14 protein-coding genes are annotated in these 11,620 nt (G+C 48.6%); 9 read left to right on the top strand and 5 right to left on the bottom strand.

Annotated elements, in window-relative coordinates:
* Positions 1-339 precede the first annotated feature (339 nt).
* Positions 340-735, bottom strand: a complete 396-nt coding sequence (locus ACI4WN_RS02065) for a YslB family protein (RefSeq protein ID WP_008461597.1) — start codon at positions 733-735, stop codon at positions 340-342.
* Between the two features lie 211 nt (positions 736-946).
* Here ACI4WN_RS02065 and ACI4WN_RS02070 point away from each other — a divergent pair, with 211 nt between their 5' ends.
* Positions 947-1,567 (top strand): XTP/dITP diphosphatase, encoded by a 621-nt coding sequence (locus ACI4WN_RS02070; protein ID WP_439776766.1) that lies wholly within the window; start codon positions 947-949, stop codon positions 1,565-1,567.
* A 45-nt stretch (positions 1,568-1,612) separates the two neighbouring features.
* On the opposite strand, the gene ACI4WN_RS02075 is transcribed toward ACI4WN_RS02070, so the two are convergent.
* Complete coding sequence (locus tag ACI4WN_RS02075) at positions 1,613-2,452, bottom strand: mechanosensitive ion channel family protein (protein ID WP_439776767.1); 840 nt, start codon at positions 2,450-2,452, stop codon at positions 1,613-1,615.
* A gap of 119 nt (positions 2,453-2,571) precedes the next feature.
* Between ACI4WN_RS02075 and ACI4WN_RS02080 the strand changes: the two genes are divergently transcribed.
* A complete protein-coding gene (locus ACI4WN_RS02080; protein WP_008461591.1) occupies positions 2,572-2,997 on the top strand; it encodes a DUF948 domain-containing protein in 426 nt (141 codons plus the stop codon).
* A gap of 15 nt (positions 2,998-3,012) precedes the next feature.
* On the top strand, positions 3,013-3,396 hold the full coding sequence (locus tag ACI4WN_RS02085) for a DUF1269 domain-containing family protein (RefSeq protein WP_439776768.1): 384 nt from the start codon (positions 3,013-3,015) through the stop codon (positions 3,394-3,396).
* A gap of 67 nt (positions 3,397-3,463) precedes the next feature.
* Here the strand turns inward: ACI4WN_RS02085 and pepQ are convergent, their stop codons facing one another.
* Positions 3,464-4,570, bottom strand: coding sequence for a Xaa-Pro dipeptidase (gene pepQ, locus ACI4WN_RS02090; protein ID WP_439776769.1), 1,107 nt, complete (start codon positions 4,568-4,570; stop codon positions 3,464-3,466).
* Between the two features lie 153 nt (positions 4,571-4,723).
* On the opposite strand from pepQ, the gene ACI4WN_RS02095 reads away from it, so the two are divergent.
* From ACI4WN_RS02095 to ACI4WN_RS02120, 6 genes are all read left to right on the top strand, one after another.
* A complete protein-coding gene (locus tag ACI4WN_RS02095; protein WP_008461585.1) occupies positions 4,724-5,725 on the top strand; it encodes a substrate-binding domain-containing protein in 1,002 nt (333 codons plus the stop codon).
* A gap of 104 nt (positions 5,726-5,829) precedes the next feature.
* The gene (locus ACI4WN_RS02100; RefSeq protein WP_008461583.1) at positions 5,830-6,162 is read left to right on the top strand and encodes a hypothetical protein; all 333 of its coding nucleotides are present in this window, start codon (positions 5,830-5,832) and stop codon (positions 6,160-6,162) included.
* Positions 6,163-6,171: 9 nt separating this feature from the next.
* On the top strand, positions 6,172-7,584 hold the full coding sequence (locus tag ACI4WN_RS02105) for a bifunctional metallophosphatase/5'-nucleotidase (protein WP_439776770.1): 1,413 nt from the start codon (positions 6,172-6,174) through the stop codon (positions 7,582-7,584).
* Entirely contained in the window at positions 7,559-8,086 is a 528-nt protein-coding gene (locus ACI4WN_RS02110; protein ID WP_439776774.1) for a YutD family protein, read from the top strand. The genes ACI4WN_RS02105 and ACI4WN_RS02110 overlap by 26 nt, the downstream gene beginning before the upstream one ends.
* Positions 8,083-8,853, top strand: coding sequence for a TIGR01457 family HAD-type hydrolase (locus ACI4WN_RS02115; RefSeq protein WP_439776771.1), 771 nt, complete (start codon positions 8,083-8,085; stop codon positions 8,851-8,853). The genes ACI4WN_RS02110 and ACI4WN_RS02115 overlap by 4 nt, the downstream gene beginning before the upstream one ends.
* Positions 8,850-9,464 carry a TIGR01906 family membrane protein gene (locus ACI4WN_RS02120; protein WP_439776772.1) on the top strand — a complete coding sequence of 205 codons (615 nt, stop codon included), beginning with the start codon at positions 8,850-8,852 and terminating at the stop codon, positions 9,462-9,464. The genes ACI4WN_RS02115 and ACI4WN_RS02120 overlap by 4 nt, the downstream gene beginning before the upstream one ends.
* 70 nt (positions 9,465-9,534) lie before the next feature.
* Here the strand turns inward: ACI4WN_RS02120 and ACI4WN_RS02125 are convergent, their stop codons facing one another.
* A complete protein-coding gene (locus ACI4WN_RS02125; protein ID WP_439776773.1) occupies positions 9,535-10,194 on the bottom strand; it encodes a VTT domain-containing protein in 660 nt (219 codons plus the stop codon).
* 12 nt (positions 10,195-10,206) lie between these two features.
* Positions 10,207-11,142, bottom strand: a complete 936-nt coding sequence (locus ACI4WN_RS02130; protein WP_439776775.1) for an NAD(P)/FAD-dependent oxidoreductase — start codon at positions 11,140-11,142, stop codon at positions 10,207-10,209.
* Between the last annotated feature and the right edge of the window lie 478 nt (positions 11,143-11,620).

Raw genomic sequence — 11,620 nt, forward strand, 5'->3', positions numbered from 1 at the left:
TCAACCGAAGCTAAGGCTTGCCCAATATGATATCAACCAAAGCTAAGAGCTGCCCAAAACAATGTCAACCAAAACTCGGAGTTATCCGGTTGATATCAAATTGTGCAAATGTGTCACCAAGCTGATATCGTTTTGGGCAAAAAGCTCGCCCCGCCAACCACCATCCAGCTGCAGCCACCCTCGCCACTCGCCCCGCCAACCACCATCCAGCTGCCGCCCGCCACCTATCCCAGCACGCCCCGTCCACCACCATCCGGTAGCAACCACCCTTGCCACCGCCCACACCGCCCCCAAAACAAAAAACGCCGAAGCATTGCTGCTTCGGCGTCATACCCATCTTTAGAAAAAGGCCGTAATTTCTACCCGTTGGTGCTTGTCATCAACGTTAATCTCAGCTTCTGCTGAGCGGCCGCGGTTTCTTTCCACGGCTTCGGCAATCATGCCGCTTTCTAAAGAAAAGTCCTTGCTATCACTCGCTAACCGGTCGGTCACGGATTGACCGCTTAATTCGAAAATCAGGGAAGCCCGTCTTTCCTTAACCAGCTTCAAGGTGCCAAATTCCGCCATATCAAAGAATTCGGCAAGGTCTGCAAAATCACTTAAGTCATATTTGCGCGTAATTCTCTTGCCAGCCCAGTAAAGAATCGCTGGGGTATCGCCACCCAAAATGGTCGGCAACAAGAAATCGCGGTATAGTTGGTTTACAAAATATACGTGTTCGTTGTGTTCTGACATAATCCTCATCCTTATTCGATAGCTTAATTTTACCGTAAATAGCCTATTGATGGTTAAAGATTTTAAGAAGTTTAAGAAATTTTGACATTTAAAATGAAAGCAATGCAAATTAAAAGTAAGATCTTCCTTTTAAGCTTTCGTAATAGTCGCAATAAGTGGTAAAATTTGAGTTAGGAAGTTAATATTTTTGGAATGATAGGAGTACTAACTAATGACTCAAGTATTATTGTTTGCCACGAATAACAAGAATAAAGTTAAGGAATTGCAAAGCGCCTTTGACAAGGCTGGCTTGGACATCGAACTCAAGTCAAATGCTGACCTTGAAAACCCACCATACGTTAATGAAAAGGGCGAAACCTTCGAAGCTAACGCTGCTCTGAAGGCTCACGCTTTAGCAGAATACAGCAAGCTGCCAACTTTGGCTGATGACTCCGGCTTGCGCGTTGACAAGCTGAACGGTGCTCCTGGCGTCCACTCAGCTCGCTACGGCGGTGAAGCTCACAACGACGCCCGCAACAACGCTAAGCTGCTAGCAGCTTTGGGCGGCGTGCCACTTGGCAAGCGGACTGCCCGCTTTGAAAGCGTCCTGGTTTTGACTTGGCCTGGTCAAGAAGACAAGGACCTGGTTGTCAAGGGCGTTTGCGAAGGTGAAGTTTTGGCCATCCCTCGCGGCGACAACGGCTTTGGCTACGACCCACTCTTCTACGTACCAAGCAAGGACAAGACTTTTGCCCAAATGACTACTGAAGAAAAGAACGAAGTTTCTCACCGCGGCAAGGCAGTTAAGGCCTTGATCGAAAAATTGCCAGCTTGGCTTGCTCAATTTAACTAAGAGATAAAGCAAAAAATGCTGAGCGCGCTGCTCAGCATTTTTTCTTTACTTGCTATTTAGGGTGAGCCACTGATTTTGGCTGAAGCTGACCCCAGCTTGGTTGAGCTGTTCTAGGTACTTCGCCCAGTAGTTCTGCCGGATCTTGACCTCATAGCCAGGCTTGACCTGGAAGCTGACCCGGTAGGTGATGGTTTCGCCGGTTTGACTGACCACGCCCACATAGCTTGGTCCGCTGACCAGATAAGGGTGGAGGTCAGCCAGGGCTTGATCAGCCTGCTTTAGCAATTTTTCCAGCGCCTTTAAATCGGTTTTGGCGTCCAGGTTCAGGTTGAGGGCCAGGCCGATCCCGCCATGGGTCAGGTTTTTGACAATGGAAATCTGCCGGTTGGGGATGTAGATCAAGGTGCCATCGGTCGTCATGATCTGCGTGGTCCGCAGGCCCAGCTGGGTCACCGTCCCGCTTTGCTCGCCGATCTCAATATTGTCGCCCACGTCATACTGGCCTTCGCTCAGGATGAAAAAGCCATTGACCAGGTCGCTCATAAAGCCTTGGGCACCAAGACCAATTGCCACGGAAAAGATTCCGGCACTGGCCAAAAGCGTACCTACGGGCACGCCCAGGATGGTCAAGATGGAGTAGGCGTAGAAAAAGACCATGGTGTAGCGGAAAAGACTGTTGATCAGGGCCGAGATGGTCTGGGCCCTTTTAGACAGCTGGTCGGTCCGCTTAGCCAGGTAGCGGTTGATCAATTTCCGGCCAAAGTGGATGACTAGGTAAAAGACCAGAGTCGAGATCAAGAGCTTCCAGATCACCGAGATGGCGCTAGCAAAGAGCTTGCTAGCGTCGATGGTTACGCCGCCCAGCTTAAATTCAAGATTTTTCATGTAAAAAAGGCTCCTTTCGGTTATGATTAAAGCATAGCAGATAATAGCATAAAAAATCTTTTGATTGAGTATAATTCGCTTTCATGATAGACTTTTTTTAGATAGAAAGGGGAAAAAACATGCAAATTTCCTTTGGTGCCTTAGCCGGCCTCATTGCCGCTATCGCCTTTTTAGTACTTGTATTATTCACGATTCCAACCCTGCACCACTTGTCAAAAACTTTGCAAGAAGCCGAAAAGACGGTGCAATTGACTAATGACTCTGTGGAGAAATTAAGCAGCGACGTGGACGGCTTGCTCAAGCAGACCAGTTCCTTATTGGACAAGACCGATGCCTTGCTGGCTGACGTTAACGGCAAGATGGAAACCATCGAACCAGTTGTCCAAGCTGCAGCTGATTTGGGGCAAAGCGTATCTGACATCAATGAATCATCCAAGAAGATGATCAACAAGGTATCTAACGCCCACTTTACCAGAACCGGGATGATTACTTCTGTAATCACTTCTGCTTTTGCTAGACACTTCCGGCGCAAGGGTCAAGATTAGAAAAGGAGACCGAAAATGAAGAAATTTACTAGCTTTTTATTAGGGGCTGTCTTTGGTGCAGCCGCTGGCGTGGTTGCCGCTAGCCTGGTTTCAGACGACAAGCTTAAAGAAGTTAAAGACAAGATCAAGAGTAATCCTAACGTAGAAGACTTGAAGGAAAAGTACGACAACGGAACCGAAATCTTGAAGAACCAACTGGCTTCTTTCCCAAAGAACATTGAAGATGATTCTGAAATCAAGGACTTCGACGACATCGTGATCGATGATTCCGCAAGCAAGGAAAAGGATTCAGAAGAAACGGTCAGCGACTTAGACAACGCTGAAGCAAGCGACTCTGATGCTGAACCAGAAACGCCAGTTGCTCCAAGCGAGCCAACTGAACCTAAGGACGCTGAATAAGAATTACGATACTAAAAAAGCCAAGGCATTAATGCCTTGGCTTTTTGCTTTAGTTTTTTATCAAAAATTATTCTTTGACTGGCAGAACCCTCAATTCCTTGTCGGTGTGGGTGAATGGCTTGAAGCCTTCCTTGGTCAAGACGCCGCAGTCTTCGATTCTGACGCCGGCGAAGCCAGGGATGTAGATGCCTGGTTCGATGGAGAAGCACATGCCTTCTTCTAAGACCACATCGTTGCCGTTTGCGATAGATGGGAATTCGTGGACTTCCATCCCAATCCCGTGACCCAGGCGGTGGATGAAGTATTCGCCGTAACCTGCGTCCGTAATGATCTTGCGGGCGACGCCGTCCAGTTCACTGGCAGTCATGCCGATCTTGGCCGCGTCGATGGCCGCTTGTTGGGCTTCCCGGTTGACTTCGTAGATTTCCCGCATTTTGGCAGTTGGCTCGCCGTAAGCAACGGTGCGGCTTGAGTCAGAAGCGTAGCCTTCATGCATGGTCCCCAGGTCAAACAGAACTAATTCGTTAGGCTTAACCTGGTTCATGCTTGGACCCTGGTGAGGGTTAGCGGCATTTTCGCCAGCTTGGACGATGGTGTCAAAGCTGGTTTGCATGACGCCCTTTTGCAGCTTCAATTGGTATTCGATTTGGCTGACCACGGCCCGTTCGGTGATGCCGTTACGTAGAGCGTTAAAGCCCACTTGGAAGGCAAAGTCGGCTTCTTCGCCGGCTGCCCGCATCTTGACCAATTCGCTTTCCGTCTTGAAGAGGCGGATGTGAGCGATGAATGGGGAAAGATTTTTAGAAAAATCAGCATCCGGAAATTCCGCGTGCAGGGCTTGGTAGTGACTGACCGTCAAGCCATCTTTTTCGACGGCCCAGCTTTGGTAGTCATTCGTCCGCTTCTTGATTTCGGCAGCGATCTTCTTCCAAGGGTCTTCGTCGTCCAAGTAGCCAACGACATCCCCGTCCCAAGCAGAGGCCTTAGCTTCTTCGTAGTTTAAGGCTGGGCAAAAAAGAAATGGCTCAGCTTCCTTAAAGGCAAAAAGTTTAAAAATTCGCTCTTCCGGATCGGTGGTAAAACCGGTAAAATAGTTAATCGTGGTTGGACTTGAAACATAGGCAACGTCGGCCCCATTTTCTTGCAACCAAGCTTGCAATTTATCCAAATTCATAGCAATTTTCTCCTTATTGATGAAATCAAATCAAGTATAGCACTAAAAAATGTAAAAAATGATGAAAAGTTAGCTGTAAGCGATTGCACTATTTGGAAAAAGATGGTATCATTTACTTAGTAATTAGTATTAAAGATAGGTGGGGCTGTTATCATGCACAAACAAGATGTAACTATTTATGACGTCGCCCGGGAAGCCAAGGTCTCCATGGCCACCGTTTCTCGGGTTGTCAACGGCAACAACAATGTTAGAAAAGAAACCCGCGACCGGGTAATGGAAGTCATCAAGCGCCTGCACTACCAACCAAACGCAGTGGCACAAGGCTTGGCTTCTAAGCGGACCACAACGGTGGGCTTGATCGTGCCAGACTTGACTAACTTGTACTTTGCCGAATTGTCCAAGGGGATCGACGATATTGCGGTTCTTTACAAGTACAACATCATCATCTCCAGCGTGGAAAACCGCTTGATGAAAGAAGATGCCGTGATTCAAGGCTTATTGAACAAGCAAGTTGACGGGGTCATCTACATGTCCAACAAGCTGTCAGAAGAAGCAACGGAAGCCTTTAAGCGGACCGACACGCCAGTTGTTTTGGCCGGTACGGTTTCTGGCAACTCCGAATTCCCTTCAGTCAACATTGACTACAAGAAGGCGGACACGGAAGCCTTGAACTTGCTCTTAAACGACGGCAAGAAGAAGCTGGCCTTGGTAGTTGGCGACAAGGAAGCGCCAATCAACCGAGACAACCGAATTCCAGCCTTTGAAAAGTTCGTTGCTGACAATGAACTGGAAGGCTGCGAAGTCTTTGACGGCATCAAGGACTACTCTGATGGCTACAACCTGTACCCAGAATTAGCCAAGAAGGGCATCAACGGGGCTATCGTAACTAAGGACGTTTCCTCAGTTGGTCTCTTGAACTCTGCCCTTGACCGCGGCGCTAAGGTGCCAGAAGACTTCGAAATCATTACTGCTAGCGCAACCCAAATTGCCTCAGTTGTCCGTCCTGCTTTGACTACCATCAAGCAGCCGCTTTACGACTTGGGTGCGGTAGCCATGCGGATGCTGACCAAGCTGATGAATGATGAAGGTTTGGAAGAAAAGCACATCACTTTGCCTTACGAATTGATCAAGAAGCAAAGTACTTTAAACAAGTAATCTGAAAGACCCGCGAAGGCGGGTTTTTTTGCGCCAATTTTTCCAAAGAAAAGTTCCAGCCGAAGTATGGTAAAATTTTTGGTAAGAGAACATGGGGGCAGAAAATGAATCATCAATATGAACAATTAGATTTGATTGAAGAAATTACCAGAAATGACGGCAGTCAATATTACGAAATTTCCAATATTGACCAAAACGGTTTTGCTGAGCTGGCCGTTAACAACGGCTTGATCAAGGCTGTCCGCATCCTGGTCATCAACATTCCGCGGACCAAGGCGCTGGAAACTTATGAGCAATATATCAACAAGACCTACGATCTCCAGACCTTGATGAATGAGCAAAACTGGGAGCAGCCTGAATGGGTGGAATGGGACAAGCCTAAAGGCGCCGTCCGGGATGCTTACGAAATGGTTTTGAAGGCCAACAAGATAGGTTAGGTGACAAAGATGGAAACCCTGCGAATTTTGCATACGAATGACCTGCACTCCCACTTTGAGAATTTTCCGAAGATCCGTCGCTATTTAAAAAAGGTCCAAGAGACCGCGCCAGAAGACCAGGTCTTGACCTTTGATGCCGGCGACTTCATGGACCGGTCGCATCCCTTGTCTGACGCTACCGAAGGCCAGGCCAACATCCGCTTAATGAATGACTTTGGCTACGATGCCATCACCATCGGCAACAATGAAGGGATTTCTAATCCGCATGAAGTGCTGGAACGTCTTTTTGACCATGCCAAGTTTCCGGTCATCTTGTCTAACCTTTTAGAAGAAGACGGGCAAAGGCCGGCTTGGGCTCACGATCATCTTTTTTTAAAGACTAAAAAAGGCACCCGGATTGCCTTGGTTGGCCTAACGGCGGCTTATCCCATGACTTATGGCCCCAACCACTGGCAGGTCAAAATGCTGGGCGAGACCATGGACCGGGTGTTGGCCGACATCAAGGGCCAATACGACCTCTTGATCCTGGTCACCCACGTCGGCGTCCGCATGGACAAGTGGCTGGCTCAGCACTATCCAGAGATTTCTCTGATTGTTGGTGGCCACAGCCATACGCTTTTGGCCAAAGGGATTAAGGAAGGCAAGACCTGGATCACCCAAACCGGCAAGTGGGGCTACTATGTCGGCGATATCGAACTGGCCCTCGACGATGACCACCATCTTTTGTCGATCAAGCCGCACACCATCCCAACTTCCTCTTTGCCGGAAGAAGCAGGCGATGAAGCAGAAATTGCCAAGCTCTATGATCTGGGCCGGCAAATGCTGGAAGACCGCAAGGTAGCCTTGCTGCCGGAAAAATTTAACCAGGATAAAATGGCGGCGGTGGACGTGTCTCTTGACGCCATTGCCGATTTTGCCGGCACCGACTTGGCCATGCTGAGTACGGGACTCTTTTTAACGCCATTTAAGAGCGGGGTGATCAACCAGTTTGACCTCCAGCATGCCCTGCCGCACCCCATGCACGTGGTGAAGTCGACCCTTTTAGGCCGGGATCTTTGGCGCTTGGTCATGGAAGTGGAGAAGAACCGCCACTTCTTAGAGCACTATCCACTAGTTGGGATGAGCTTTAGAGGGAAGATTTTTGGCCAGGTCTACTACAAGGGGATCAAGTACGACATGCTGACCCGGAACGTTTACGTCAAGGGCCAGTTGCTAGACCCTGCTAAGGAATACGAGATTGCAGTCTTGGACCACTACGTCCTGATTCCCTTTTTCCCAACCTTGTCCATCGTGGGCGAAAACGAATTTTTATTCCCGCAATTTTTAAGAGAAGTTGTGGGCGATTACCTGAGCAAAAAATATCCAATACCAAAAGAAAGTGATTTGATTGAAGAAAGTGAAGAAGTCGGATCAAACAAGTGAAAAAGCTGAACAAGAAGCTAAGCCGCTCCACCCGCTAGCCGAAGTCGCCATCGTCGGCGACAAGGTGATGATCAACCAAAGAGAGTACCGGATCGTGGTCAATGAAAGAGAGGCCTTGGACCGGGAAGTCTTGCGGGAAAAATATGACCCATATCTTGACCAGTATGACTATTTGGTCGGGGATGTCTCAAGCGACCACCTGCGCCTGCGGGGCTTTTACAATGACTACATCAAGACCTCGATTGACCGGAAAAAGTCCACGATCGTGGACTACCTTTACGAATACTGCAATCCGGGTGCTCCTTACTTTATCTTGGAGTCAGCTGCGCCAAGCAAGCGCCCCAAGCCGAGCAGACGCCGGCGGCCTCGTCCCAAGAAAAAGCCCGCTTTTACAGAAAAGCGGGTTAAGGAGACCAAGTTTAGCAAGAAGAGTTATGCTGCGCGCCGGAAGAAAAAGCCCAACCGCCGCGGCAGTTTTGTGATTAGGAAGAAGCAATCTTGAAAAAGTACCAGTTATACCTGATTGACCTGGATGGCACCATCTACCGGGGCAAGGAAACCATCGAATCCGGCGTCCGCTTTGTCAAGCGATTAGACGAAGCGGGGCTTGACTACCTTTTTTTGACCAATAATACGACCAGAACGCCGGAGATGGTGGTGGAAAAATTGCGGGGGCACGGGGTGAAAACCACTGTAGACAAGATTTATACCCCCAGCATGGCGACGGCCAGCTATCTGCTAGACCACAACCCGGGCAAAAAGCTCGGCCTTTACATCATTGGCCAGGTGGGCCTATGGCGCGAGCTCTTGCAGCACCCTGAGTTTGACTACGATGAAGAAAATCCGGACTACGTCATCGTCGGCATGGATACGGACTTGACCTACCACAAGCTGATGGTGGCCACCCGCTGCATCTACAAGGGTGCCACTTTTATCGGGACCAATGCTGATAAAAATCTCCCGATCGGGGATGAGCTGCGGCCAGGCAACGGATCTTTGTGTGCGGCCCTGGCTGTCGCCAGTGGCCAGGAGCCTTTTTACATTGGCAAGCCATCCAAGGTGATCGTTGACCAGGCCCTGGAGAAGTGGGGCGTCAAGGCTGAAGAGGCCTTGATCGTCGGCGACAATTACCCAACCGACATTGAAGCCGGCATCAATAGCGGGGTTGATACCCTTTTGACCTTAACCGGGGTGACCAAGAAAGAAGAGCTAGCCGGTCTAACTCCGCCAACCTATGTTGTTAACAACCTGGATGAGGTAGAATTATGAAAAAGAAGAACCAGTCGCTAGTGCAAATCCTGCTTCCCTTTGGCCACTTCTTTTTTGCCTTGGCCAGTGCAGTTGTCGGGGCGATCATCGTCAGCTGGCCACTTTTGCTCTTTTTTACCATCCTTGAAAAAAGCTACCAGACCGTTAACTTGACGGTGGGGCAGGTGATGAGCAACTACAACCAGCTGCTCTGGTATCTGCTTTGGCCCTGGAAGGAAAAGCTCCTGATGACCAACTTGCCGACCTCGGCCTCAGCAGCTGCCCACTTTGCCGAAGTGAAGAACCTGTTTGTCCTCTGCGAGATCGTCTTTTTGCTGGGGCTGGCACTAGGCTGCTACTTTAAGCAAAAAAAGCAGCCGATCAAGCTGAACCAGACTTGGGCACTGCTCTTGATGATCCTGCCGGTGGTAGTTTTGCCTTTTGCCTTGGCCAATTTTGACAGCTTCTTTCGGGTTTTTCACACCTTGATTTTCCACAACAACAACTGGCTCTTTGACCCGGAGACCGATCCCGTGATTAACGTCTTGACCGAGGGCTTTTTCGCGGCCTGCTTTGCCGTGGGCGGCGTCATCTACGAGCTCTACTTTGCCCGCTTTTTGCTGAACAAATAGCAAAAATAGATCAAAAAAAGAAGGACCTCAGGTCCTTCTTTTTGCTTTGATCTTTTATTTTTTGCCTTAATTACTTGTCAAATTGCTGCTCACGCTTCAAGGTCAACTTTTTCTTGAGGGCGATGATGGCTACTGGCAAAACGGAAACCAGGATGATGGCGATCACGACCAAGGAGAAGTGGTTCTTGACGATCGGGAAGTTGCCGAAGAAGTAGCCAAGACCTGAAAACAGCCCAGTCCACAAGAGCCCGCCCAGGCAGTTGTAGATGATGAAGGTGCGGTAGTGCATCTTGCTGCCGCCTGAAACGAATGGGACGAAGGTTCTGATGAAGGGGATGAAGCGGCCCAAGACGATGGTGATGGAGCCATGCCGCTCAAAGTACTTTTCCGCGGCGATCCGGTTCTTTTCGTTGATCAATTTGTTGAACCATTCGTGCTTGGATCCGGAGTGGACGGACCACTTGCCGATTTCGTAGTTGACGCTGTCGCCGATGATGGCGGCGGCTGCCGTAACCAGGTAGATCAGCCAGATATTCAGACCATACTTGGGGTTGGCCGCCATGGCCGCTGCCGCGAAGACCAGGGAGTCGCCGGGCAAGAAGGGGCAGATGACCAAGCCAGTTTCGATAAAGATAATGGCAAAAATGATCCAATAGCTGCCGGCCCCAAAGTTGTTGACGATCGAAACCAGGTGGTCGTCAATATGGAGGACAAAGTCGATTAACTGCATTTTTCTCTCTTCCTAATTGATACTTGTGGAGTGGATGGTGAGACTCTTTTCTGGGAACAAGTCCCGCATGATGGCATTGATGGCAATTTGCGCTTCGCCAAAGCCGATGCCGATGATCGGCACCCGGCCGTCATAGCCGCAGGCGTCGCCGATGGCGTAAATCTTCGGGACATTGGTCTGCATGGACCGGTTAACGGCAATTAAGCCATTTTCCAATTCCACGCCCCACTTTTTAACAAAGCGGTTGTCAGCCCGAAAGCCGTAAGCGACTAAGATTTGGTCAAAGTTTTCAGTTAAAACCGTATCGCCGCCGACTTCTTTTAAGTCGATTGCCAGCTGGCCGTCTTTTTCTTCTAGCTTCTTTGGCAGGTAGGGGGTTAAAAAGTTAACTTTGCCTTTTTCTCTTAAAGCATCAACGCTGCTTTCCATGCCGCGGAATTCGTTGCGGCGGTGGATCAGGGAAACGTCAGCGATATTGGCTAATTCGTTAGCCCAGTCTAAAGCCGTGTCGCCTCCGCCAAAGATCCCAAGCTTCTTGCCAGCAAATTGGGCAGGATCCTTAAAGAAGTAGTGGATCCGGCCTTCCATTTCCGGAGCAGCCTTCAGCGGAAACTTTTTCGGCTTAAAGGCCCCGTTGCCGGTGGCAATCATGATGGAGCGGACTTGGTATTCGCCATCGATGACTAAATAGTCCCCGGCACTTTCCACGTCTTGCACCTGGTGGTTAGTGACCAGGTCAACTTGGCCATCCAAATTTGCAATTAGCCGCTTGGTTAAGTCAGAAGCGGTAATTTCCTTGAAAACCGGGATGTCCAGGATTTTTTTGAAGGGATAGAGCATTTCAGGCTGACCGCCCAAATCGCTCAAGGATTCTAAAACGATTGTCTTTAAGCCATGCAGGCGGGCGAAGTAGGCAGCAAAGAGGCCGACCGGTCCAGCGCCAATGATGGCTAGATCATACTCTTTAATGATGGATATCTCCTTTCGAAAAATAACTAAGATAACTTTAACATGAATATGAGGAAAATACATTAAAGCTTAGTTAAGATTGCTTCTTTGCTTAGTTAAATGGGCAAATAGATCTAAAAAAGTGATTATGAGATCGGAAATAAAGAAAAAAGCAAAAATTTTAGAAAAAATTTCCAGAAAAAAACCGTAAAAAAGAGGTAAAACCGAACTTTAAAAAGATTAAGAGAAAATAAGCCAGGAATTCTTTAAAAAATATAAGTAAAAAGCAAAAAGCAGCTTTAGCAACACCGCCTGGTGTGCACAGCATAATTCGAACAAAAATGAGAATTTGACGAATCTGGAAAAGTAAGTATAATAATATTTGTTGTCGCGGCAGACAAGAAGTCTTCCGGAGACACGAAGAACTTAACGAAAATATTTTAGAAAATGGTTGTTGACAAAACGCTAACAACTTGCT

This window comes from Lactobacillus sp. (genome assembly GCF_051893255.1).
Taxonomy (GTDB): domain Bacteria; phylum Bacillota; class Bacilli; order Lactobacillales; family Lactobacillaceae; genus Lactobacillus.